This is a genomic window from Streptomyces sp. NPDC086519 (assembly GCF_040686075.1).
GTDB classification, from domain to species: domain Bacteria; phylum Actinomycetota; class Actinomycetes; order Streptomycetales; family Streptomycetaceae; genus Streptomyces; species Streptomyces shenzhenensis.
In genome coordinates this window covers 58,582-81,250 of sequence record NZ_JBFBJL010000018.1, presented here as the reverse complement: position 1 = coordinate 81,250, position 22,669 = coordinate 58,582, and the positions used below count along the sequence as shown (strand labels likewise).

The 22,669-nt window shown below is 70.8% G+C and carries 21 protein-coding genes; 6 read left to right on the top strand and 15 right to left on the bottom strand.

Features of this window, described 5'->3' with window-relative positions:
• The first annotated feature begins 82 nt into the window (after window positions 1–82).
• A complete protein-coding gene (locus AB0P24_RS19000) occupies window positions 83–481 on the top strand; it encodes an ectoine synthase (protein ID WP_365795358.1) in 399 nt (132 codons plus the stop codon).
• 2 nt (window positions 482–483) lie between these two features.
• On the top strand, window positions 484–1,371 hold the full coding sequence (gene thpD, locus AB0P24_RS18995) for an ectoine hydroxylase (RefSeq protein ID WP_365795356.1): 888 nt from the start codon (window positions 484–486) through the stop codon (window positions 1,369–1,371).
• Between the two features lie 79 nt (window positions 1,372–1,450).
• On the opposite strand, the gene AB0P24_RS18990 is transcribed toward thpD, so the two are convergent.
• The 5 genes from AB0P24_RS18990 to AB0P24_RS18970 all read right to left on the bottom strand — a co-directional run bounded on the left by AB0P24_RS18990 (window position 1,451) and on the right by AB0P24_RS18970 (window position 6,199).
• Window positions 1,451–2,512: an aminotransferase class V-fold PLP-dependent enzyme gene (locus tag AB0P24_RS18990; protein WP_365795354.1), complete on the bottom strand. Its 1,062-nt coding sequence runs from the start codon at window positions 2,510–2,512 to the stop codon at window positions 1,451–1,453.
• Window positions 2,513–2,620: 108 nt separating this feature from the next.
• Window positions 2,621–3,337, bottom strand: a complete 717-nt coding sequence (locus tag AB0P24_RS18985; protein ID WP_365795352.1) for a DsbA family oxidoreductase — start codon at window positions 3,335–3,337, stop codon at window positions 2,621–2,623.
• Between the two features lie 63 nt (window positions 3,338–3,400).
• Window positions 3,401–3,904 carry a GNAT family N-acetyltransferase gene (locus tag AB0P24_RS18980; RefSeq protein WP_365795350.1) on the bottom strand — a complete coding sequence of 168 codons (504 nt, stop codon included), beginning with the start codon at window positions 3,902–3,904 and terminating at the stop codon, window positions 3,401–3,403.
• A 53-nt stretch (window positions 3,905–3,957) separates the two neighbouring features.
• The gene (locus AB0P24_RS18975) at window positions 3,958–4,566 is read right to left on the bottom strand and encodes a DUF1349 domain-containing protein (RefSeq protein WP_365795348.1); all 609 of its coding nucleotides are present in this window, start codon (window positions 4,564–4,566) and stop codon (window positions 3,958–3,960) included.
• Between the two features lie 103 nt (window positions 4,567–4,669).
• Window positions 4,670–6,199: an aldehyde dehydrogenase (NADP(+)) gene (locus tag AB0P24_RS18970; protein WP_365795346.1), complete on the bottom strand. Its 1,530-nt coding sequence runs from the start codon at window positions 6,197–6,199 to the stop codon at window positions 4,670–4,672.
• A 145-nt stretch (window positions 6,200–6,344) separates the two neighbouring features.
• On the opposite strand from AB0P24_RS18970, the gene AB0P24_RS18965 reads away from it, so the two are divergent.
• Together AB0P24_RS18965 and AB0P24_RS18960 are read left to right on the top strand one after the other, a co-directional pair.
• Window positions 6,345–7,118, top strand: coding sequence for an IclR family transcriptional regulator (locus AB0P24_RS18965; RefSeq protein WP_234539677.1), 774 nt, complete (start codon window positions 6,345–6,347; stop codon window positions 7,116–7,118).
• A gap of 95 nt (window positions 7,119–7,213) precedes the next feature.
• Window positions 7,214–8,671 carry a penicillin-binding transpeptidase domain-containing protein gene (locus AB0P24_RS18960; RefSeq protein WP_365795344.1) on the top strand — a complete coding sequence of 486 codons (1,458 nt, stop codon included), beginning with the start codon at window positions 7,214–7,216 and terminating at the stop codon, window positions 8,669–8,671.
• A 110-nt stretch (window positions 8,672–8,781) separates the two neighbouring features.
• Here the strand turns inward: AB0P24_RS18960 and AB0P24_RS18955 are convergent, their stop codons facing one another.
• The gene (locus tag AB0P24_RS18955) at window positions 8,782–10,233 is read right to left on the bottom strand and encodes an NCS2 family permease (RefSeq protein WP_365795342.1); all 1,452 of its coding nucleotides are present in this window, start codon (window positions 10,231–10,233) and stop codon (window positions 8,782–8,784) included.
• Between the two features lie 291 nt (window positions 10,234–10,524).
• On the opposite strand from AB0P24_RS18955, the gene AB0P24_RS18950 reads away from it, so the two are divergent.
• Entirely contained in the window at window positions 10,525–11,097 is a 573-nt protein-coding gene (locus AB0P24_RS18950) for a SigE family RNA polymerase sigma factor (RefSeq protein WP_365795340.1), read from the top strand.
• A complete protein-coding gene (locus AB0P24_RS18945) occupies window positions 11,094–11,945 on the top strand; it encodes a hypothetical protein (protein WP_365795338.1) in 852 nt (283 codons plus the stop codon). Before AB0P24_RS18950 ends, AB0P24_RS18945 begins: the two co-directional genes overlap by 4 nt.
• A gap of 155 nt (window positions 11,946–12,100) precedes the next feature.
• On the opposite strand, the gene AB0P24_RS18940 is transcribed toward AB0P24_RS18945, so the two are convergent.
• The 9 genes from AB0P24_RS18940 to AB0P24_RS18900 form a co-directional block, all read right to left on the bottom strand.
• Window positions 12,101–12,898 carry an HAD family acid phosphatase gene (locus tag AB0P24_RS18940; RefSeq protein ID WP_365795336.1) on the bottom strand — a complete coding sequence of 266 codons (798 nt, stop codon included), beginning with the start codon at window positions 12,896–12,898 and terminating at the stop codon, window positions 12,101–12,103.
• A 130-nt stretch (window positions 12,899–13,028) separates the two neighbouring features.
• The gene (locus tag AB0P24_RS18935) at window positions 13,029–14,141 is read right to left on the bottom strand and encodes a chondroitinase-B domain-containing protein (RefSeq protein ID WP_365795334.1); all 1,113 of its coding nucleotides are present in this window, start codon (window positions 14,139–14,141) and stop codon (window positions 13,029–13,031) included.
• A gap of 22 nt (window positions 14,142–14,163) precedes the next feature.
• On the bottom strand, window positions 14,164–15,201 hold the full coding sequence (locus AB0P24_RS18930; protein ID WP_365795332.1) for a pectinesterase family protein: 1,038 nt from the start codon (window positions 15,199–15,201) through the stop codon (window positions 14,164–14,166).
• A gap of 1 nt (window position 15,202) precedes the next feature.
• Complete coding sequence (locus AB0P24_RS18925; protein WP_365795330.1) at window positions 15,203–16,318, bottom strand: pectinesterase family protein; 1,116 nt, start codon at window positions 16,316–16,318, stop codon at window positions 15,203–15,205.
• 101 nt (window positions 16,319–16,419) lie between these two features.
• Window positions 16,420–17,694 carry a polysaccharide lyase family 1 protein gene (locus AB0P24_RS18920; RefSeq protein WP_365795328.1) on the bottom strand — a complete coding sequence of 425 codons (1,275 nt, stop codon included), beginning with the start codon at window positions 17,692–17,694 and terminating at the stop codon, window positions 16,420–16,422.
• A gap of 55 nt (window positions 17,695–17,749) precedes the next feature.
• Entirely contained in the window at window positions 17,750–18,526 is a 777-nt protein-coding gene (locus tag AB0P24_RS18915; protein WP_365795326.1) for a rhamnogalacturonan acetylesterase, read from the bottom strand.
• 96 nt (window positions 18,527–18,622) lie between these two features.
• Window positions 18,623–19,957: a sugar ABC transporter substrate-binding protein gene (locus tag AB0P24_RS18910; RefSeq protein WP_365795324.1), complete on the bottom strand. Its 1,335-nt coding sequence runs from the start codon at window positions 19,955–19,957 to the stop codon at window positions 18,623–18,625.
• A gap of 24 nt (window positions 19,958–19,981) precedes the next feature.
• Window positions 19,982–21,496: a family 43 glycosylhydrolase gene (locus AB0P24_RS18905; protein ID WP_365795322.1), complete on the bottom strand. Its 1,515-nt coding sequence runs from the start codon at window positions 21,494–21,496 to the stop codon at window positions 19,982–19,984.
• Window positions 21,493–22,641, bottom strand: coding sequence for a Gfo/Idh/MocA family oxidoreductase (locus tag AB0P24_RS18900; protein ID WP_365795320.1), 1,149 nt, complete (start codon window positions 22,639–22,641; stop codon window positions 21,493–21,495). The genes AB0P24_RS18905 and AB0P24_RS18900 overlap by 4 nt, the downstream gene beginning before the upstream one ends.
• Window positions 22,642–22,669 lie beyond the last annotated feature (28 nt).

Below are 22,669 nucleotides of genomic sequence, written 5' to 3'. Positions count from 1 at the left end.
GCACCTCTGGCACCTCTGGCACCTCTGGCACTGACACTTCTGACACCTCTGACCGGATCAAACAAGGAGGCTGTACACCACCGTGATCGTCCGTTCGTTCAAGGAGACCGAAGGCACCGACCGGCATGTGAAGTCGGCGTCCGGGACATGGGAGAGCAAACGCGTCATCCTCGCGAAGGAGCGGGTCGGCTTCTCGCTGCACGAGACGATCCTGTACGCGGGCACCGAGACGTCGATGTGGTACGCCAACCACGTCGAGGCCGTCGTCTGCGTCGAGGGCGAGGCCGAGCTGACCGACCACGAGACCGGGACGTCGTACACGATCACGCCCGGCACCATGTACCTCCTCGACGGGCACGAGCGGCACTCGCTGCGCGTCAAGGAGGACTTCCGGTGCGTCTGCGTGTTCAACCCGCCGGTCACCGGCCGGGAGGACCACGACGAGAACGGCGTCTATCCCCTGCTGACGGAGGAGGGCTGACCATGACCACCATCACCGACCTGTACCCGAGCCGCGGCCCCGTCGAGATCGCCGTCCCGCGCCAGGACCCGGTCGTCTGGTCGGCGCCCGGCGCGCCCGGCCCGATCGCCGCGGACCGGCTGGAGGCGTTCGAGCGCGACGGCTTCCTCACCGTCGACCAGCTCCTCGCCGACGACGAGGTCGCCGGATACCGGCGGGAGCTGGAGCGGCTGATCACCGACCCGGCGATCCGGGCCGACGAACGCTCCGTCGTGGAGCCGAAGTCCAAGGAGATCCGGTCCGTCTTCGAGGTGCACCGGATCAGCGAGGTGTTCGCGAACCTGGTGCGCGACGAGCGGGTGGTCGGCCGGGCCCGGCAGATCCTGGGCTCGGACGTGTACGTCCACCAGTCCCGGATCAACGTCAAGCCGGGGTTCGGCGCCAGCGGTTTCTACTGGCACTCGGACTTCGAGACCTGGCACGCCGAGGACGGTCTGCCGAACATGCGCACGGTGTCCGTCTCGATCGCGCTGACCGAGAACCACGACACCAACGGCGGCCTGATGATCATGCCGGGCTCGCACCGGACGTTCCTGGGCTGCGCCGGCGCCACGCCCGAGGACAACTACAAGAAGTCGCTACAGATGCAGGACGCCGGCACCCCCTCCGACGAGGCCCTGACGGAACTGGCCTTTCGGCACGGCATCAGGCTGTTCACCGGCAGGGCGGGGTCGGCGACCTGGTTCGACTGCAACTGCATGCACGGCTCCGGCGACAACATCACGCCGTTCCCGCGCAGCAACGTGTTCATCGTGTTCAACAGCGTGGAGAACACGGCGGTGGAACCGTTCGCGGCACCGGTGCGCCGGCCCGAGTTCATCGGGGCACGGGACTTCACGCCGATCCGCTGAGCCCGTACCGCAGTGCACCAGCCCCGGGGCCGCCACCACGTCCGTCGTGGCGGCGGCCCCGGTCCTGTCGCGGCGCCGGTCAGCCCGCGAGGGCGTCGAGCAGGCGGTCCACGTCGGCGGGGGTGTTGAAGAGGTGGAAGGCCGCGCGCAGGTTGCCCGCGCGGTTGGAGACCTCGATGCCGGCCCGGCTCAGCTCGGGCTGACGGACGCCGAGCCCGGGGACCGAGACGATCGCCGAGCCGGGGGCGGGCACCGGCTCGTGTCCGAGGGCCGCGAGCCCGGCGCGGAACCGGTCGGCGAGGCCCACGTCGTGGGCGTGCACGGCGGGCCCGCCGAGTTCCTCGATCAGGTCGAGCGAGCGGCGCAGGCCCGCGAACGTGAACAGGGCGTGGGTGAGGTCGAACCGCCGGGCGGAGTGGGCGAGTTCGGCGACCGGGCCGTAGCAGCTGTCCCACGGCTCCTCGCCCGCGACCCAGCCCGCGAGCAGCGGCGTCAGCCCGCCGAAGTCCTCGGGGACCACCAGGAAGGCCGCGCCGTGCGGGCCGAGCAGCCACTTGAAGGAGACGGACGCCGTGAAGTCGTACGCGTCGGCGTCCATCGGCAGCCAGCCGGCGGCCTGGGAGAAGTCGACGTAGGTGCGGGCACCGTGCGCGCGGGCGGCCTCGCGCAGCGCGGGCAGATCGGCGATCCGGCCGTCCGCCGACTGGGCCGCGCTGACCGCGACGAGGGCGGTGCCCGGGCGGACGGACTCGGCGAGGCGCTCCAGCGGCACCGCGCGGACCTTGAGGTCGCCGCGGACGTGGAACGGGTTCAGTACGGAGGTGAAGTCGTCCTCGGCGGTGAGGACTTCGGCGCCGGACGGCAGCGAGGCGGCGATCACGCCGGAGTGCGCGGCGACCGAGGCGCCGGCCGCGACTCTGCTCGCGGGGACCCCGGCGAGCCGGGCGTAGGCGGCCCGGCACGCCTCCACGTCCTCGTACAGCGAGGTCAGGGGCCGCCCCTCGGCCCGCAGCAGCGCCGCCTGGTGCAGGGCGGCGACCGTGCGGGCGGGCAGCAGGCCGTTGCTGGCGGTGTTGAGGTAGGTGGTCTTCGGGGTGAACTCGGCGCGGACGAGGCTCTCGAACGTCTCCGTGGTCTCCATGGGTCCACTCTGCGGCCCGGGAAACCGCCCGTCCATTGCGGATTTTTACCCGGATCCGCTAAGCGACGCTTATACGACGTCCCTGACCTGGACTTTCCCGAAGACCTCTCAGTGCTGGGGCACCGCGCACCCGTCCGGTCCGCAGGCCTCAGCGCCGCCTTCGTCGATCAGCTTCAGCGGGGAACGCTCCCCCCAGGCCTGGCCGAGCGCCTGCGTGAACACCTCGGCGGGCTGGGCGCCCGAGACGCCGTACTTCCGGTCGAGGACGAAGAACGGCACCCCGTTCGCGCCGAGCTCGGCGGCCTCGCGCTCGTCGGCGCGGACCTCGTCGGCATAGCGGGACGGGTCGGCGAGCACCTCGCGCACGGCCGCCGCCTCCAGCCCGGCCTCCACGGCCAGCTCGACGACCCGCTCCGCGCCCTCGGTGAACAGGGACCGCTCCTCGGCGAAGTTGGCCCGGTACAGGATCTGGATCAGCTCGCCCTGGCGGCCCTGCTCCTTGGCGAAGTGCAGCAGCCGGTGCAGGTCGAAGGTGTTGCCGTGGTCACGGCCCCGGGTGCGGTACTCCAGCCCCTCGGCGGCGGCCTGGGCGCCCAGGTTGTCCTCGCCGGCCTGGGCCTGCGCCTCGCTCATGCCGTACTTCTTGCCGAGCATGGCGAGCACCGGCTGGACGTCGTCCTTGGCGCGGCCGGGGTCCAGCTCGAAGGAGCGGTGGACCACCTCGACGTCGTCGCGGTGCGGAAAGGCGGCGAGCGCCTTCTCGAAACGCGCTTTTCCGACATAGCACCAGGGGCAAGCGATATCGGACCAGATCTCCACGCGCATGGTGTCGGCTCTCTCCAGGTAGTCAGAGGTCTAGAACTACCTGAACCTTCAAACAGCCCGCTTTCATTCCCCGGCCACCGCGTACCGCAGACACAGGTGGTGGTCACCCTCGGTCGGCGGGTGCTCCGGGTCCGGTACCCAGCCCCGCCGGGCGTAGAAGGCCTGGGCCCGCCGGTTGTCGGCGTGCACGTCCAGTACGGCGGTGCGCCTGCCGTCGGCCCGCCACTGCTCCAGGCACGCGGCGTGCAGGGCGGTGCCGGCACCGGCGCGCCAGTGGCCGGGGTCGACATGGAACTGGAACAGCTTGACCGTCTCGCCGGTGGCACCCTCCGGGACGCGGAAGGAGGCGACCCCGGTGATCGTCCCCGCCTCGACCACGCACAGCACCTGTCCGTCGGGCCGTGCGACGGCGGAGCGCCAGGCGGCCGTCCAGTCGACGCCGTCGTCCGGGAGGCCGTCCGGGTAGTACGTCGACCGGGCCCGCCGATGCAGCGCGGCGATGGTCTCCGCCTCGGCGGACAGGGCCGTACGGATCACCCGGGCCCCCCTCACACGGTCACTGATCATGCAACCGAAGACGTGGCGGCGCCCGGGACGGTTCCGAGCCGGCAGGTGGCGCCTCAGCTTCCGTCGCGCAGGTCGGCCGGCCAGTCGGGCCTGAACTCGATGTGGTCGTACGTCACCACGCACCCCTCCCCCATCGGCGACTGGGTCATGAAGCCGACCAGGGCGTTCTCGGTCTCCTTCTCGGTGCCGAGGGTGAACAGCCGCACGAAGACCCACTTCTTGCCGTCCCTGGAGGCGTGGAAGGCGAACGCCCGCCCGGTCCGGCTGATCCGCAGCCAGACCGAACTTCCCTCCACGGTGAAGGAGTTGGCGTCGTCCGAGTGCCCCCGGGTGACCACGGTGCAGACGGTGGGCACGTCCGGGGAGTTCTCCAGGCAGAGCTTGGCCCAGGCCCGGTCGCCGACGTGGACGTACAGCACACCGGCGTCGAAGGCGGCCCCGAACCCGACGGTGACCCGGGCGATCAGCTGAAAGTCCCCTTCGGGCGCCCCCAGCAGCCGGGGCGCGTCCGAGGCGGGATCCAGCGCCTCCCCGGTGGGCGACACGAACCGGTCCTGCCGGGCCCCGGCCCACCCGGTGAGCACCCCGTCTTCATGGAACCAGTGCCCGTCGGGCCCATAGGTACGGAGAGGGAAAGGAAGTTCGGGAAGTTCGACGTCCATGGTCAGATTGTGTCAGGTGCACGCGCCCCGAAGGGGCGCGTGGAACCGCCCGAGCAACCGCGAACAACCCGCAGTCGCCGACGAGCCCCGCACCCCGACGGCACTACCGCTCCAGCACCCCGTCGAACCGCCGCGGAAGCCCCAGCGGGTTGTCGTCCTTCAGCTCGGCCGGCAGCAGAGCCTCCGGCACCCCCTGATAGGCCACCGGCCGCAGCCACCGCTCAATGGCCGTACCGCCCACGGAAGTGGACGTGGAGGTGGTGGCCGGGTAGGGCCCGCCGTGATGCTGGGCCGGGGCCACCGCGACCCCCGTCGGCCAGCCGTTCACCAGCACACGGCCCGCCAACGGCGTCAGCTCCGCGAGGATCTCCGCCCCCGGTCCCTCCCCCGCGGCCTCCTCGGCAGAGACATGCACCGTCGCCGTGAGGTTGCCCGGCAGCCGCGACAGCACCGCCGTCGCCTCATCCCGGTCCTCGTAGCGAACCACCACCGTCACCGGCCCGAAGCACTCCTCGAGCAGCAGGTCATAGCTCCCCTCCTCGGCCAGCTTGGCCGCCGGCACCGTCAGGAACCCGGCGCTCACGGCGTGCTCGCCGCCCGCCCCCGGCGTCACCGGGCTCTCCACGTCGGGGAGTTCGGCTCGCTCGGCGACCCCGGCGAGGAAGTTGTCCCGCATCCGGTGGTCGAGCAGCACGCCCGCGTCGGTGTTGCTGACCGCGTCCGTCAGGGACTTGACCAGGCCGTCACCGGCGGCGCCGGCCGGCACCAGCACCAGGCCCGGCTTCACGCAGAACTGGCCGACGCCCAGCGTCATCGACCCGGCGAGCCCGGTGCCGATCTCCTCGGCCCGCTCGGCGGCCGCGGCCTCGGTGACCAGGACCGGGTTCAGGGAGCCCAGTTCGCCGTGGAAGGGGATCGGCGCCGGACGCGCGGCGGCCGCGTCGAACAGCGCACGCCCGCCCCGGACGGAACCGGTGAAGCCGGCCGCGGCGATCAGCGGGTGCTTGATCAGCTCGATGCCCGCCTCGAAGCCGTGCACGAGACCGACCACGGCCTCGGGGATGCCGTGCTCGGCGGCGGCCCGGCGCAGCACCCTCGCCACCAGCTCGGACAGGGCCGGGTGGTCGGGGTGGGCCTTGACGACGACCGGGTTGCCGGCCGCCAGCGCGCTCGCGGTGTCGCCGCCGGCCACGGAGAAGGCGAAGGGGAAGTTGGAGGCCGAGTAGACGGCGACGACACCCAGCGGGACCTTGTAACGGCGCAGGTCGGGAATGGGCGGGGTGGCCGTGGCGTCGGGGTGGTTGATGATGACGTCGAGGAAGGCGCCCTCGTCGACGATGCCGGCGAAGGCCCGCAGCTGGTAGGCGGTGCGGGCGAGTTCCCCGGTCAGCCGGACGGGGCCGAGCGCGGTCTCGGCGTCGGCCGCCTCGATCAGCTGGTCCTTGGCCGCGTCGAGGCCGGCGGCGGCCGAACGCAGGAAGGCGGCGCGCACCGTGCGGTCGGCGAGGGAGCCGCGGGCGGCGTGCGCGGCCTTGACGACGGCGTCGACCTCCTCGGCTGTGGCTTCCACCGCAACCTGTTCACGCTGCTTCCCGGTGCGCGGGTCGACACTCCAGACTGGTGCTGCTGCCACCGCGGGTCCCTCCATGAGTTGCTTACTGCCGCATATCCGGGTCATCCACCAGGGACGTTCGATATACTGAACGCTGTCTCTGATGATGAATATGCTGTTGGAGACTATAACCTCGGTTTCTCGTCCAACGAAGGGGTCAAGGGCGATGTCGGCAGGCGAGACAGGCGGCGGGGCACAGGTCAAGTCCGCGGTACGGACCGTGGAATTGCTGGAGTACTTCGCCGGCCGGCCCGGTATGCACTCCCTCGCGGCCGTCCAGGAGGCCGTCGGGTATCCCAAGTCCAGCCTCTACATGTTGCTGCGCACCCTGGTGGAGCTGGGCTGGGTGGAGACGGACGCGACCGGCACGCGGTACGGCATCGGGGTGCGGGCCCTGCTGGTCGGCACGTCGTACATCGACGGCGACGAGGTGGTCGCGGCGGCCCGCCCGACCCTGGACCGGCTCTCCGACGACACCACGGAGACCATCCACCTCGCGCGTCTCGACGGCACCAACGTGGTGTACCTGGCGACCCGCCAGTCCCAGCACTACCTGCGCCCCTTCACCCGGGTCGGCCGCCGGCTGCCCGCGCACTCCACCTCGCTCGGCAAGGCGCTGCTCGCCACCCACACCGACGAGCAGGTCCGCAAGCTGCTGCCGGAGACCCTGCCGGCGCTGACCGAGCACACCATCACGGACCGGGAGAAGCTCATCGAGGAGCTCCGCCAGATCCGCGAGCAGGGCTTCGCGATCGACCGCGAGGAGAACACGCTCGGACTGCGCTGCTTCGGCGTGGCGATCCCCTACCGCACCCCGGCCCGCGACGCGATCAGCTGCTCGGTCCCGGTGGCCCGGCTTACCCCCGCCCACGAACAGATGATCAAGGACGCCCTGTTCGACGCGCGGGACCGCCTGACGCTGGCGACGCGACGCCTCTGAGCCCGGGCGGGGCCGTACGCCGCGGATGAGCGGACGATGAGAAATCCGGCCGTAGGGGAACGAGCACCCCGCCTTCGCTCGTCTGTCTGGGCGGGATGAACAAGACGATCAGGCGGGCGTCCGTCTTCGCGCTGCTGCTCGTGCTCGCTCTGCTGGTCAGGGCGACATGGGTGCAGTTCTACGACGGCCAGGCCCTCGCGGACGACACGGACAACCGGCGCAACGTCATCGAGACGTACTCGCAGCCGCTCGGGAACATCATCGTGGCCGGTGAGTCGATCACCGGCTCGGCGCAGACCCTGAGCAACAGCGACCTCAAGTACAAGCGCACGTACACGAGCGGCAAGCTGTACGCCGCGGTGACGGGCTACGCGTCGCAGAGCTATGCCCCGACCCAGCTGGAGGGCATCTACCAGGACCTGCTCAACGGCACCGACAGCCGGCTCAGAACGGTGATGGACACGGTCACCGGCGAGCGCGCCGAGCCGGGCAACGTGATCACGACGATCGATCCGGACGTGCAGAAGGCGGCGTACCAGGCGCTCGGCGACAAGAAGGGCGCGGCGGTCGCGATCGACCCGAAGACCGGCAAGATCCTGGCGGTCGTGTCGACACCGTCGTACAACCCCTCCTCGCTCACCGACGCCAACACCGCCGGCGCCGCCTGGAAGAAGCTCAACGACGACTCGGACAAGCCGCTCACCAACCGGGCGCTGCGCCAGCCGCTGCCGCCCGGCTCCACGTTCAAGCTGGTGGTCGCGGCGACGGCCCTGGAGGACGGCCTGTACCCGAACGCCGACACGAAGACCGACAGCCCCGACCCGTACACCCTGCCGGGCACGACGACCCCGCTGAAGAACGAGAGCAGCTCGGCCCCCTGCGAGAACGCCTCGATCCGTACCGCCCTGCGCTACTCCTGCAACAACGTCTTCGGCAAGATGGCCGTCGACCTGGGCCAGGACAAGGTGAAGGCGATGGCCGAGAAGTTCGGCTTCAACGACGACAAGCTGGACGTGCCGGTGCGGGCCTACGCCAGCGTCTACCCCTCGGGCATGGACAAGGCCCAGACCGGCCTCTCCGGCATCGGCCAGTTCGACGTCACGGCGACCCCGCTCCAGATGGCCATGGTGTCGGCCGCGATAGCCAACGGCGGCAAGCTGGTCTCCCCGCACATGGTCTCGCAGATCACCGACAGCGGTGGTGACGTGCTGAAGGACTACGACGACGAGGCGAGCAGCAAGGAGATCGTCAGCTCCTCGACCGCGGAGCAGTTGCAGTCCGCGATGCAGACGGTCGTCGAGGACGGCACGGGCACGAACGCGCGGATCGACGGCGTGACGGTGGGCGGCAAGACGGGCACGGCCCAGCACGGCGAGAACAACAGCAAGACGCCGTACGCCTGGTTCACGTCGTACGGCAGGTCGGACAGCGCCGGGAAAGAGGTCGCCGTGGCGGTGCTGGTCGAGCAGTCGGACGCGGCACGGTCGGAAGTGAGCGGCAACGGGCTGGCGGCGCCGGTGGCGAGGGCGATGATGGTGGCGGCCTTGAAGTAAGGCGCCCCTTCAGGGGCGCGGGGCGGCAGTCGATGTGCGGCTGCCGCCGCGCGGGCGTGACCGGCCACGACGAACCCGCGGCCGGCAACGCACCCCCCGCGCCCACTCCCCTACTTCACACCCAGCACCTGCTCCACCGGATCAATCGCGAAGTACACCAGGAACAACGCCGAAACGGTCCACAGCAGCCAGTTGACCTCCTTCGCCTTCCCCAGCACCGCCTTGATGACGACGTACGCCAGGAACCCCGCCCCGATGCCGTCCGTGATGGAGTAGGTGAACGGCATCGCGGCGATGGTCAGGAACGCCGGGATGGCGATCTCGTACCGGTCCCAGTCGATGTGCTTGACGTGGGTCATCATCAGGAAGCCCACGGCGATCAGCGCGGGAGCGGCGGCCTGGAGCGGGACGATGGTCAGCAGCGGCGTGAGGAAGAGCGCGAGACCGAACAGGCCGCCGGTGACGAGGTTGGCGAAGCCGGTCCGCGCCCCCTCCCCCACCCCGGCCGCCGACTCGATGTACGCGGTGTTGGAGGAGGCCGAGCCGATGCCGCCGGCCACCGCCGCCGCGCCGTCGATGAACAGCACCCGCCCGATGCCCGGCACCTGCCCCTGCTCGTCGAGCAGCCCGGCCTCCGCGCTGATGCCGACGATCGTGCCCATGGCGTCGAAGAAGTCGGACAGGATCAGGGTGAAGACGAGCAGTACGGCGGTGAGGACACCGGCCTTGGCGAAGCCGCCGAACAGGCTGAAGTGACCGATGAGCCCGAAGTCGGGCGCGTCCACGATCTTGTCGGGGACCTTCGGCGTGGTCAGGCCCCAGCTCTTGATGTCCGCCGCCGAGTTGATGACGATCGCCACCAGGGTCATGGTGACGATGCTGATCAGGATCGCGCCCTTCACCTTCCGCGCGACCAGCGCGACGGTCAGGAGCACGCCGGCGCAGAAGACGAGCACGGGCCAGCCGGTGAGCCGTCCGACGGCCCCCAGCTGCACCGGCACGGTGGTGTCCGCGGCGTCCGGGATCCGGCTGACGAAGCCGGCGTCGACGAAGCCGATGAACGCGATGAACAGGCCGATGCCGACGCCGATCGCCTGCTTCAGCTGCTGCGGGATGGCGTTCATGATCGCCTCGCGCAGGCCGGTCAGCACGAGCACACAGATCAGCAGGCCTTCGAGGACGACCAGCCCCATCGCGTCGGGCCAGCTCATCAGCGGCGCCAGCTGGAAGGCCACGACGGCGTTGAGGCCGAGACCGGCCGCGATGGCCAGGGGCAGGTTGCCGCCGACGCCCATGATCACCGTCATGACGCAGGCCACCAGCGCGGTGGCGGTGACGAGTTGGCCGGTGTCGAGGGTGTGACCGAACTTGTCCTTGGCGCTGCCGAGGATGATGGGGTTCAGGACGAGGATGTAGGCCATGGTGAAGAACGTGGCGAAGCCGCCGCGTATCTCCCGGCCGAAGGTGGATCCCCGTTCGGAGATCTTGAAGAACCGGTCGACGCCGTTGCCGGCAGGTGGCGCGGCCCCTTGCGGCCGGGCCGCCTTCTGCGTCTCGGACATGGTCGAACTCCTCGTCCCCTGAGCGTGCGTGTGCGGATGCTGGCTGGATTGTTCCCGCGTCGCACCGGTTTCAGGTTTTCCCCGTGTTACGGAATCAGGCTCGATGTGGTTCGGTTGACCACACCGCGTCCGGTACCTCGTACAAGCCACACGGAACTCCCGTACGACGCGCACGAAATGATCACTGCTACGCTCCCGATCCCGCCGGAACGTTCCGCCGGACGTTCACCTGTCACCGCATGTCATCTACCTGACCGAATCCCTGCGAATCCCTGACAGAAGAGGTCGCCCGTGGGCTCAGTCGTCGACGACGCCGCCTCCGTGGAGTTCCATGCCTTCTTCGAACGCCACTACGCCGAACTCTCGCGTCTGGCGCACCTGCTGACCGGCGAGGCGGACGCCGCCGACGACCTGGCCGCCGACGCCCTGCTGGCGCTGTGGCACCGCTGGGACCGGGTGCGGGCCGCCGACCACCCGGTGGCCTACGCCCGGGGTGTCGTCGCCAACATGGCCCGCACCCGCATCCGCGGCGCCGTGCGCGAGCGGCGCCGTATCGCCCTGTTCTGGTCGCAGCGCGAGGAGACCACCGAGAACCCGGACGTCGCCGGAGTGGTCGACGTGCAGGGGGCGCTGGCACGGCTGCCGTTCCGCAAGCGGGCGTGTGTGGTGCTGCGGCACGCGTTCGACCTGTCGGAGAAGGACACCGCGCTCGCCCTGGGGATCTCGGTGGGTACGGTGAAGAGCCAGACGTCGAAGGGCATGGCGGAACTACAGCGGCTGCTCGGCGGTTCCCGGGGGGTTCCGCAGAGGGTGCACGCGGCGATGGCGCCGCGTACCGGCGAGAGCGGAGGAGGGAACCGATGAGGCCGCAGGCCGTGCACGACGAGCTGCGCGCCCGGCTGCACGAGGCGGCCGAGGCGCACCGACCCGACCGCGCCCGCATCCTGGCCCGGATCGAGCGGGGGATGGCGGCACAGGGCCGGACGAACCATCGCGCCACCCTGCCGCCGCTGGTCGGCTGGGTCCGGGTGGTCAGCGCCACGGCCGCGGTCGCCGCGGTTCTCGGGATCGGCGGCTACGCGGTCGCCTCGGCCGTGAAGGACACGACCGCCGAGAAGACCGTCGCGGTGTCGCCGACGCCCTTGGCGTCCCCGGCCGCGACCAGCCGCCCGCCGTCCCACCCGGCCGCCCCGCCGGCTCCCGGCGTGCCCTCGGCGCGCTCCTCCCCCGAGGCGAGTGCGACGCGCTCGCCGGGCCCGCAGGCCTCCGCCACCCCGGCGGCACCGGTCGCGAAGGGCGGACAGGACGGCCCCCTCTGGTCGGACGGCTCGGTGGACCCGCACAGCAACGACTTCTGGGCGCAGTCCGATGTCACCGTGAGAATCTCCCGGCAACTGACGGCGCTCACCGTCCGCTTGAAGGTGGCCCAGACGGGCGGGGTGTCCGACACCGGGGCCTGGCAGTCGCTGCCGGAGACCGACTTCACGCAGACGGTGACCGCACAGGACGGCTTCCTGGTCTACACGTGGACGCTTCTGCCGGGCAGCAGGGCAGCGGTCGGCGAGTGGGTGTTCGCGGGCCAGTACAACCACGAGCAGGGCCGCCGCGACGCGGAGAACGACAGCTACACGATCACCGGCAGCGCGGGCGGCAGGCAGTACGCGGTGACCGGCGGCTTCGCGGCGCACACCAGCGGCGGGGGCGGCTCCTGACCCCGGGCGGCCTCTTCACTCCGGGCTCAGCAGCAGCACCGCGCCGCGGCGATCAGTGTGTCGGCGAGGGAGCGAAACGGGCCGGAGGGGCCGCCCCGGCCCGTTTCTGTCTCCCCGCGGCCGCCGTGGCCGGAAAGGGGTGCCGCGAACCCTGGTTACGACACGAAGTACGTCGGGTTCGGCAGCTTGTAGGTGCGGTCCGCGAAGCCGCCGTCCAGGTCCGAGTACTGGTCGCCGAAGTTGGCGACGATCTCGTACCCGAGGTCGTCCTCGATGTGCTTGCGGGTGCCGGACTTGTACTGCACGGTCGTGCAGTTCCAGGTGCCCGGGGTGGCGCAGGCGCTCAGGTAGGACGGCGGGTTGGCCTTGTTCTTGAGGAACATGTGGGCCGCGTCGAGGTTGACGTCGGCGCCGATCTTCTTCAGGTTGTCGACGGCGGCGGTGCGCTGCGCCTCACTGAGCCCGGAGTTGTAGAAGACCTCGACGCCCTTGCTCTCCGCGTACTGGACGAGTTCGGCGCTGCCGAACACGCCGGGACGGTCGGCCTTGTTGACGTAGTCGGCCCAGGTGGTCGAGTTGTAGGTGTAGTTGTAGCGCTTTTCGTAGTCGAGGCTGAGCAGCAGCGTGTCGTCGATGTCGAAGACGACCGCGGGCTTCTCGCCGTGGCGGTGCGCCTTGCGCGCGGCCCGGTCGATGTAGCGCTCGGCGTCCGCGTCGATGCTCGCCAGGTCCTTGGCGTAGGGGCTGGTCGGCGACGCCTGGTAGACGCCGTTGGCGTCGGCGGCGGTGCCGTAGTAGGCGTCGATGTCCTTCACCAGGAGCCCGATGTTGTACGGCTCGTGGGTGGAGTTCGCGGTCGACTGGCCGGCCGTGGCGGCACCGGCGCCGTAGAGGGCGCCGCCGGCGAGCGCACAGGCCGCGGCGATCGCCGCGAGACGAAGTGACTTATGCATGTCAGGAGTTCTACGCGCGTCGCCCCGGTGGGCGCGAGACCCGTTGCCCGATCGATATCTCATCGGCGGGCAAAAAACGGGTCAAGCGCCCTGGACGGAGTCCTTCCGTTTGTCCCGGCGCGGTCGCGGGTCAGTCCATGGTCGCTCCGATGGTCGTGCTGCCCGTCGTCAGGAAGGTGGTCGTCGGCAGCGAGCCGTCCGACTGCCGGGCGTTGTACGTGGTGGTCGCGTCCGTCGACCTGAACGCGGGGGTGCTGATGCCGCTGTCCCAGTTGTTGCCGGCGGACACCACCGAGGAACCCTTGCTGACCAGCCCGCTGCCGTTGCTCACCGCGAGGTTCTTGCCGAGCCGGGCCGCGCTGGTGGCGAAGTAGTAGCCCCAGCCGCCGTTGGCGTAGGCGGTGGTGCGGTTGATGACGATCGCGCCGGTGTTGGAGTTCTCGGTGAACCCGTTGCCGGCGTTGCCCCAGGCGGCCGAGTTGTTGACGACGTGCGCGACGGTGACGCCGTTGCCGCCCAGCTTGAAGCCGTTGCCGTTGCCCTCGAAGGCGGAGTCGCCCCACCGGTTGACGCCGTTGCCGAAAGACCAGGTGTGCTCGATGGTGACCGGCGAGGAGAAGGACCACAGGTCGATCCCGTCGTCCGAGTTGTTGTACAGACGGGCGCCGGTGACGAGGTTGCCGGTGCCGGAGCCGAACTTGATGGCGACGCCGTCGGCGTTCTGGCCGTGCGTGGCGGCGTCGTAGTTGCCGTAGCTGTCCAGGTTCCTGACGGTGTTGTTGGCCGTCCCGTCCCCGGTCAGCGTGAACCCGGAGTCGCCGCCGTTGATGGTCTTGATGTTGTTCCAGTTGGTGCCGGTGCAGGACTGGCAGACCACCGCGCTGTCCGGGGAGTTCTGGAAGGTGATGTCGGAGACGTTCCAGTAGTCCGCGGTCAGTTTGAAGATCCACTGGCCGGAGGGCAGCGACGAGCCGTCGATCTTGACCGTCTCCGAGCCGTACGCGGTGAGCGTGATCGGCGCGGAGGAGGTGCCGTTGGCCGTGGACTGGAGGGTGGCCGTCGGGTAGTAGGTGCCGCCGCGGACCTGGATGACCGTGCCGGCGGTGGCGTTCTTGATGGCGTTGGACAGGTCGGTGGAGTTGCTGACCACGACGGTGGCCGCGTGCGCCGGGGTGGCGAGCACGGCCAGCCCGAGCGATGCCGTGGTCACGGCCAGCGCGGTGACGGAGCTGATACGACGCATGACGTGCGGGTCCTTTCGTCGATCAGGGGGATGCGGAGTGAGCGGAGGGTTTCCAGTCGCCGAGGTAGGCCGCGGGGGTGTGCGACGCGGCCTCGGCGGCGGTGAGCTGGGGCCGGTTCTCAGGGACGGTGATCACCGCGCCCGGCCCCAAGTTGCGGTACTCGCGGAACCGCATGGACTGCCAGGGGAAGGCGTCCCGCATGTTCGTGTAGGGCGCGACGGGGTCGATCCCGGGACCGATGAGGCTGTCCCGCACGACCAGCGAGGGCCAGGCGGTGGTCTCGTACGTCGGCACCCAGGGCCGCGCCAGCTTGTACGCCCCGTCCTCCGCGCCGGAGGAGAACCGGCAGCGGACGGCGAGGAACCCGTGCGGGTTGGCACGGGCGGTCGAGGGGGCGAACACCATGCCCTTGGGGGTGAAGGCCACGTCTCGTCGCAGGGTGCGGAAGTGGCAGTGCTCGTACACCGCGGTGGCTCGCCCGAAGACGAAGTCGACGTCACCCTCGATGTGGCAGCGGTGGAAGAACTGCCTGCCGAAGGAGCCCAGTTCGGTGGTGTCGGCGAACAGCGTGTCCTGGTGGGCGAGCAGCCGCACGTTCTCGACATGCGTCCGGTCGCCGGTCAGGTACGCGGCGACGGCCTGGGTCCCGGTGATGTCCGGGTGGTCGGCGCGCAGCCAGTCGTTGGCGAGGGTGAGGTCGCGTACGACGAGCCCGGGCGCCGCCGAGGTGAAGGTGGCCGAGCCGGCGGTGCCGTAGGTCCCGCCGCCGGGCCTGGGGGTACCGGCCGCGTTGTCGTGGACGACGACGGCGTCCCGGGGATCGCGGCTCGCCCCGCGCAGCGTCAGCTCCTCCTTGTCGGCGGGCACCTCGACGACCTCGCGGTACGTTCCCGGATGCACGACGATCGTCCATCCCGGCCCGGACACCGCGTCCACGGCCGCCTGGACGGAGTCACCGGGGTGGACGTGCAGGACACGGCGGTCGCGGGTGAAGGCCGTGACCGGACCGCCCACGGCCACCGCCGCTGCGGCGGCGAGAAGTGCGCGTCGGGTCGGCATGTCAGCGCTCCTGCCACGGGGTCCAGTCGCCGAGGTAGGCCGCGGGGGTGTGCGACGCGGCCTCGGCGGCGGTGAGCTGGGGCCGGTTCTCAGGGACGGTGATCACCGCGCCCGGCCCGGAGTTGCGGTACTCGGCGAAGCGCTGGCGCTGCCAGGGGAAGGCGTCCGACATGTTGGTGTAGGGCGCCACGGCGTCGATGCCCGCACCGAGGTACGCATCGCGGACGACGAGCGAGGGACGGGCCGTGGTGTCGGAGCTGGGCACCCAGGGGCGGGCCAGCTTGTAGGCGGCGTCCGGGGCTTCGCTGCTGATCCGGCTCCGGCTCACCAGGTAGCCGTTGGGGTTGGCGGCCGCCGTCGACGGTGCGAACACGAACCCGTACGGGGCGGCCGCCAGGTCGGTCCGGTTCAGGGTGCGGAAGTGGCATCCCTCGTACACGGCGGTGGCCCGCCCGAAGACGAAGTCGACGTCACCCTCGACATAGCAGCGCGCGAAGTACTGCCGGGCGAACACCCCCAGGGCCGTCGAGTCGGCGTACAGGGTGTCCTGGTGGCCGAGGAACCGGCAGTGGTGGAAGGCACTGCGGTCGCCCTGCACCTTGAGGGCGACGGCCTGGGTGCCGCTGATGTCGGGGTGGTCGGCGCGCAGCCAGTCGTTGGCGAAGGTGATCCAGCGGGCGGTGAAGCCGTCGGCCTGCACGGTGGTGGTGGCGGAGCCGGTGGTGCCGTACGTCCCGCCGCCGGGCCTGGGGGTGCCGGCCGCGTTGTCGTAGACGATGACGACGGCACGCGGGTCCTCGGCGGCGCCGATCCAGGTGGCCTCGGTGCGGGTGGTGTCGACGGCGACCGTCTCCCGGTAGACGCCCGGGGCGAGGACCAGCGTCCAGCCGCTGCCGGTGGCGGCGGTCACGGCGGCCTGGACGGTGGTGAAGTCGCCGCGGCCGTGCGGGTCGACGTACAGGGTCCGCGGGGTGCGGCGGCGCTCCGGGGAGCCATACCGCCCGAAGGGGCGGGCGGTCGCGTGCGCGGGGCGGGTGGTCAGGGCCGGCGCGGCGCCCGCCCCGGCGCCCGCGAGCAGGAAACCCCGTCTGGACAGGGGGAGGTGGGGCGAGGACATGGGGGTGCTCCTTGGCGGAAGAGAGGGGTGGCGTACGTCCTTCGCTGTGGGGGCGGGGTGGGCCGGGGCCGGTCGGGCCCCGGCCCGGTCAGGCGCGCGCCTCAGCGCAGCCGGCCGGCTCCGGCGCCGCAGTCGACGATGCGCGGCACGGCCCGCGCCGGGTCGACCTTCGTGCGCAGGGTCGGGGTCCAGCCGGCACCGGACTGGAGGATCTCGCCGGGGACCTCGGCGTTGTGGACGGCGATGAGGTCCGTCAGCTCACCGTTGACGTAGTTGTCGTCGGCGGTGAGCGGCGCCTCCTTCCACTTCTTCAGGATCGAGCCGGCGCTGACCCCGTCCGCGAGGGTGAACGCGTTGTGCTCGGCGACGAGTCGGGACTCCATGCCGATGCCGTAGCTGTAGCCGTAGCCGTCCTCGGCGACGAAGTGGTTGTTGTAGGAGTCGACCTGCCCGAACCGCACCCGGGGCGCCCGTTCCACCAGGTTGGAGAACAGGTTGTGGTGGAAGGTGACCCTGAGGTGCCCCCGGTCGACGGCGGCGGTGGACGCGCTGTCGCTGTTGCCGATGAGGATCGTCTTGTCGTGGTCCGCGAAGACGTTCCAGGAGGCGGTGACGTAGTCGGCGCCCTTGACGATGTCCAGCTCACCGTCGTGCTGCTCGAAGATCCGCCCGAAGTAATAGGGCAGCGTGCTGTCGGGATGGTCACCGTCGGTGAACGTGTTGTGGTCCATCCACACATGGGTCGACCCGTAGATGACCGCGCTGTCGTACTCGGAGTTCCAGTTGCCGTCGGCGGTGTCGGTCGGGTCCCACTGCGGGAAGCAGTCGAGGGGGCTCTCGAAGCTCAGGTTGCGGACGATGACGTTGTCGACGGCCGTGATCTGCAGGCTGGCACCCTTGAAGCCGGCGTTCGCGCCGATGCCGACGATGGTGGTGTTGGCCGGGACGTACGCCTTGATGTAGGCGTCCTGGTTGGCGGCGGAGGCGCGGCGCAGTCCCTCCGGACTGTCGTCGGGCTCGTTGTCCAGGTTGGTGGAGTGGCCCCACGCCTCCGGTGAGTACTTCGCCAGGTAGGCGTCGAAGTCCCAGCCGGGCACGGCGAACGAGTCGCAGCTCGGCCCGTCCGCGTCGATCGTCCCCCTGACTCTGATGATCTTCGGCGCGCTGCCGCCGTCGGCGAGTGCGGCCTTGAACTGGTCCCAGGTGGTGACGGTGTAGACGTGCGCGGCGTCGGCGGCGGCCCCGCCGGTGGTCCCGGTGGTGGCCGCGCCCCAGCCGTCGTTCGCGGACAGCACCTGCCGGTCGAGCGCGACCCGGTGCGGGTCCGCGGCCTGGGCGCTTCCGGTGACGGCCAGCACGAGAGCCGTGCAGCCCACGACGGCAGCTATGACACGTCCATGACATTTCTGTGTACGCACTGTGCGGCTCTCCTCAGCTTGCGGGTGGCCAGGTGATCCAGGAGTCGGGGATGGACTGGTGCAGCCGGATGACGTCGTGCCGGGCCAGCACCCGGGTGCGCAGCAGCTCCTGCGCCACGAGCCGGGCCACGGCGATGGCCCCCGGCGGGTTGAAGTGCGTGTTGTCCTGCTCGGTGTCCGTCCAGTTGAAGTACGTCTTGGTGGCCTCGACACCGAGCGCCTGCCACAGCGCGAGCGACAGCGCCTCGATGTCGAGCAGCGCGACCCGCTCCCGCGCGGCGAGCGCCCGCATGGCAGCCGGGTAGTCGCCGTGCGTCGGCACGGCGTTGCCGTCGGCGTCGAACCGCCGCCGCTCGACCGGGGTGGCGAGAACCGGCCGGGCACCGTGTGCGCGGGCGCCTTCGACGTAGAGCCGCAGATAGTCCTGGTACGTGCTCCAGGGCTCGGTGTACCGGGTGGGGTCCTCGCTCTTCTCGTCATTGTGCGCGAACTGGACGAGGAGCAGGTCGTCCGGCCGGATGGTGGCGAGGATGGCGTCGAGCCGCCCTTCGTCGACGAAGCTCTTGGAACTACGGCCGTTGACGGCCTGGTTGGAGACGCCGATTTCCTTCCGGAGGAAAAAGGGGAGCGCCATTCCCCATCCGGTCTCGGGAGCCGCGTCGGCGAATTTCTGGGCGGCGGTGGAGTCTCCGGCGATGTAAAGCGTGCGGCGGCCCTTCTCAGGAGAACGTCCGACGAGCGGAACGGCGGCGAGGGCGGCCGAGGTCACCTGTCTACGGCTGAGTGACACGAGGTTCCACCTTTCAGGTTTCTTTTGGGGCGCGGGGAACTGCGCGACCAGCCGCAACCGACCTGCGGCCCCCCGCAACCGCAACCACCCGAGCTCTCAGTGGTTCTTCTTCCAGTCGGCCTGCGCCTTGTCGAGCTGGTCGGCCAACGTGTCCAGAAACTCCTTCGCCGTCATCTTCCCGAGCAGCACCTTCTGGAAGTTCGGCTCGTTGTCGGCCTTGGAGACGGTGTTCCAGTCCGGCAGGTAGTAAGGAAGCTGCACGATCTTCGTCGTGGCCCCGTTGAGCGCCTCGGCGGCCAGCTTCGTCGGCTCCGACGCCCGCACCCACGCGTCCCGCGCCGCCTCGACGTTCGCCGGCACCTGCCCCGCCGACTCGTTCCACTTGCTGTTGGCCTCGTGGGACGCGGCGAACTCGATGAACTTCCAGGCGGCGGCCTTGTTCTTGCTGGACTTGAACAGACCGAGACCGTCGACGGGGTTGGAGACCTGCACCCGGGTGCCGTCGTCCAGGGTCGGGTTCGGAATCCCCCTGAACCTGCCGCCCAGCGCCTTCTCGTGGTCGGCATAGGAACCGAGGTTGTGGCTCAGCATCCCGATCGTGCCGGAGTCCCACTGCGCGACCATCTTGGTGAAGTCGTTGTTGACGTCGGCGGACGGGGTGTCCTTCTTGTACAGGCCGGCGTACTTCTCCAGCGCGGCCACGTTCTTCGGGTCGTTGACGGTGGTCTTGTCACCGTTCCAGAAGGAGGTGATCCCGCTCTGCCCGTACATGGCGTCCAGCGCCTGGGCGATGGACCCCTCGCCGCCCCGGATGGTGTACCCGAACCTGTTCTTCGCCTGGTCGGTGAGTTTGTCGGCGGCCGCGTAGAAGTTCGTCCAGGTGGTCGGCGGTTCCAGCTTGGCCGCGCTGAACAGGTCGGTCCGGTACCAGAGCGTGCCGTTGTTCGCGGAGGTCGGCACCGAGTACGTCTTGCCGTCACCGCCCGCGGACTTCACGCTCTCCAGGAACTTCTCGTTGAGGTCGCCGTTCAGCGAGCTCTTCGCGAGCCGGCTGTCCAGCGGCTCCAGCGCGCCCTGCGCGGCGATCTCCGCGAGCATGGCGGTGCCGACGCCTCCGACGTCGGGCAGTCCGCCGCCCTGGATGGCGGTGTCGTACTTGGACTGGACACCGGCGGCCGGCACCCCGACGTACTTGACCTTGATGTCGGGGTTCTGCTTCTCGAAGTCGGCGATGATCTCCTTCCACACGTCGGTGCGGACACCGCCGTTGTTGTCCCAGAAGGTGATCGTGCCCTTCCCGGAGCCCTCGCCGCCCTTGTCGCCCGCGCTGCCGCTGCCGTCGTCGCCGCAGGCGGTGGCGGTCAGCGCGAGCACGGAGCCCAGGGCGACGGCGACGGCCGCGCGCCTGCTTCTGCGGATGCTGCTCTTCATTGATCGGCTCTCTTCTGTCTGGGATCAGCAGGGAGTGACGCGGAAGTGCGTGAAGGTGGCGGCCCCGGCGGCACCCGGTCCCTCGGGCGCGGCGGCGAAGAGCCCGAGCAGGGCGCCGACCCAGCGCCAGGGCGTGGCGGTGAACACCGGTCCGGACGGCACGAAGCCCGCCCCGACGTCGTACGAGAACCGGCACCGCGCCCCCGCGCCGATCTCGATCCGCAGCCGGGCCCGGCCCCCGGGCGCGGGGCATGACGGGCCGGCGTCCCGTTCCCGGTCGGCGGCGGCCTCCGCGAACCGGTGCACGAGCCGCACGCCTGCGCCCGGCCGGCACTCCAGCCCGATCCAGCCGAACGCGTCCCCGAGCACCACGAGCCCCGCCCGCGCACCGGGCTCCGCGCGGTCCAGCCGCAGTTCCACCTCCACCGCGCACGGCGTCCCGGGCAGCCGCTGGGTCAGCACGTGCGGCAGCCGACGCGGGTCGTGCGCATCCCCCGAGCGCACGCATGCCAGCCGCAGGCCGTCCCCCGAGTGCTGGGTGGCCCAGCCCGCCCCCGGATTGGCCGTCCACTGCCACTGCCGGCCGAACCGCCCGCCGGGGAAGTCGTCGCCGGTGGCGGGCGCGGCGGGCGGCTGCGGCGGCAGCGCGGGCCTCGGATGGACGGCGACGGGCGCGCCGGCGTCCCCGATCACCGGCCAGCCGTCCGCTCCCCACCGCATCGGCTGAAGGTGGACGACCCTGCCGTACGCCCCCCGCTGCTGGAAGTGCAGGAACCAGTCCTCGCCGGCCTGGGTCCGCACCCAGCCGCCCTGGTGCGGTCCGTTGACGCCGGTGTCCTTCTGCTCCAGGACGATCCGTTCCTCGTACGGCCCGAAGAACCCGCGCGAGCGGAGGGCGCCCTGCCAGCCGGTCGCCACTCCCCCGGCGGGGGCGAGGATCCAGAACCAGCCGTCGTGCCGGTAGAGCTTGGGGCCCTCCAGGGTGAACCACCCCGGTATCCGGTCCCCGTCCACGATCACCTTGCCGGCGTCGAGCAGTGAGCTGCCGTCGGGGTGCATCCGGTGGCCGGTGAGCCGGTTGTTGACACCGGAGCGGGACTTCGCCCAGGCGTGGACGAGGTACGCCTCACCCGTCTCGTCGTCCCACAGCGGGCAGGGGTCGATGAGTCCCCGGCCCTCCTTCACCAGGTGCGGCCGGCTCCACGGGCCCCTGATCTCGGGGGCGTTGACCTGGAAGATGCCCTGGTCGGGGTCGCCCCAGAAGATCCAGAAACGGTCGTCGTGGTGCCGTAACGAGGGGGCCCAGACCCCGTGGTCGTGGCGCGGGGCGGTGAACCGCTCCTCGGGTTCGAGGCGTTCGAGGGCGTGGCCGACCAGGGTCCAGTTGACCAGGTCGCGGGAGTGCAGCAGGGGCAGGCCGGGGACGCGGCCGAAGCTGGAGGCGGTGAGGTAGAAGTCGTCGCCGACGCGGACGACGTCGGGGTCGGACCAGTCGGCGTTCAGGACGGGGTTGGTGTATGTCTGTCCGTCGTCCGTCATGTGCTCACCTCGTTCGGCGGGGCCCAGGGGGCGCCGAGTTCGGAGTAGAGGGAGAGGGTGTCGGCGCAGGCCGCGACCAGTGCGTCGATGCCGGTCACGACCCGGCGCCCGTCCTCGGGCAGGCGGTGCCAGGCGCCGGCGGGCAGCGCGACCGGGTCGTCGGCCAGTCGGATCGCTTCGACGACCTTCATGAACGCGCCGGTCGCGTCCGGCTCCACCAGCAGGTCCGCGCCGGTGGTGAGATGGTCGGCGAGGTTCTCCAGCAGGTCCGTGCTGCCGTACTCGGTCTCCTCCGGGCCGCGGCCCGCCCGCTGCACCAGCACCCGGTCCTGCTTGTACCAGTGGGTGATCCGGCCGCTGGTGCCGTGCACCAGGACGTAGGGGTCGCCCGGTTCCTCGGCGCAGAGCGTGGCGGCGACCACGACCGGGCCGCGCGGGGTGGTGACGCGGACGCAGGAGGTGTCGTCGGACTCGATGTCGTTGGCGCGCAGCAGTTCGGTCTCGATGCCGGTGACGTCCTCGGCGCGGTCGGTGCCGAGCAGGGCGAGGCCGGTGGCGACGGCGTGCGCGAGGGGGTTGGTGAGGACTCCGTCGACGACGTCGACGCCGTTCAGCCGCCGTCTGCCGGCCCAGGGCGCCCGCCGGTAGTAGGACTCGGGTCGGGCCCAGGCACCCGCGCCGCCCACTCCCACCACGTCGCCGACGGCGCCCTCGGCGATCAGCCGCCGGATCGCGGGCACGGCGTGCGAGCCCAGCGACTGGAAGCCGATCTGGCAGGCCACGCCCGCCTTCGCGACCCCGTCGGCCATCCGCCGGAACTCGGCGTACGACGGCGCCGGCGGCTTCTCCAGGAGCAGGTGCACGCCCCGCTCGGCGGCCGTCAGGGCCAGGTCCGTGTGGGTGGGGATCGGCGTGCAGATCACGGCGATCCTGGCGCCGGTCGCGTCGAGCAGGGCGCCGAAGTCCGCGGACTGGGCGGGCCGGCCGAGCCCCTCCGGCAGTTCGTCCGCGCCCAGCGGGGTCAGCTCGCAGATCCCGGCGAGCCGTACGATCCCCTTCTCCTGGAGCCGGCGGATGTTCTCCAGATGCCAGCGGCCGTGGCCGCGTGCTCCTGCCAGAACGATGTCGATGGGCGATGAGCTCACAGCGTCCTCCCTGCGTTGTCGATCTTCG

Excerpts from the sequence above, each read along its gene's own strand:
- AB0P24_RS18905 (WP_365795322.1), bottom strand. The coding sequence starts at position 21,496 with ATGACGGACGACGGACAGACATACACCAACCCCGTCCTGAACGCCGAC.
- AB0P24_RS18910 (WP_365795324.1), bottom strand. The coding sequence starts at position 19,957 with ATGAAGAGCAGCATCCGCAGAAGCAGGCGCGCGGCCGTCGCCGTCGCC.
- AB0P24_RS18930 (WP_365795332.1), bottom strand. The coding sequence starts at position 15,201 with ATGCCGACCCGACGCGCACTTCTCGCCGCCGCAGCGGCGGTGGCCGTG.
- AB0P24_RS18965 (WP_234539677.1), top strand. The coding sequence starts at position 6,345 with ATGTCGGCAGGCGAGACAGGCGGCGGGGCACAGGTCAAGTCCGCGGTA.
- AB0P24_RS18975 (WP_365795348.1), bottom strand. The coding sequence starts at position 4,566 with ATGGACGTCGAACTTCCCGAACTTCCTTTCCCTCTCCGTACCTATGGG.
- AB0P24_RS18940 (WP_365795336.1), bottom strand. The coding sequence starts at position 12,898 with ATGCATAAGTCACTTCGTCTCGCGGCGATCGCCGCGGCCTGTGCGCTC.
- AB0P24_RS18955 (WP_365795342.1), bottom strand. The coding sequence starts at position 10,233 with ATGTCCGAGACGCAGAAGGCGGCCCGGCCGCAAGGGGCCGCGCCACCT.
- AB0P24_RS18990 (WP_365795354.1), bottom strand. The coding sequence starts at position 2,512 with ATGGAGACCACGGAGACGTTCGAGAGCCTCGTCCGCGCCGAGTTCACC.
- thpD (WP_365795356.1), top strand. The coding sequence starts at position 484 with ATGACCACCATCACCGACCTGTACCCGAGCCGCGGCCCCGTCGAGATC.
- AB0P24_RS18985 (WP_365795352.1), bottom strand. The coding sequence starts at position 3,337 with ATGCGCGTGGAGATCTGGTCCGATATCGCTTGCCCCTGGTGCTATGTC.
- AB0P24_RS18980 (WP_365795350.1), bottom strand. The coding sequence starts at position 3,904 with ATGATCAGTGACCGTGTGAGGGGGGCCCGGGTGATCCGTACGGCCCTG.
- AB0P24_RS18945 (WP_365795338.1), top strand. The coding sequence starts at position 11,094 with ATGAGGCCGCAGGCCGTGCACGACGAGCTGCGCGCCCGGCTGCACGAG.
- AB0P24_RS18935 (WP_365795334.1), bottom strand. The coding sequence starts at position 14,141 with ATGCGTCGTATCAGCTCCGTCACCGCGCTGGCCGTGACCACGGCATCG.
- AB0P24_RS18960 (WP_365795344.1), top strand. The coding sequence starts at position 7,214 with ATGAACAAGACGATCAGGCGGGCGTCCGTCTTCGCGCTGCTGCTCGTG.
- AB0P24_RS18925 (WP_365795330.1), bottom strand. The coding sequence starts at position 16,318 with ATGTCCTCGCCCCACCTCCCCCTGTCCAGACGGGGTTTCCTGCTCGCG.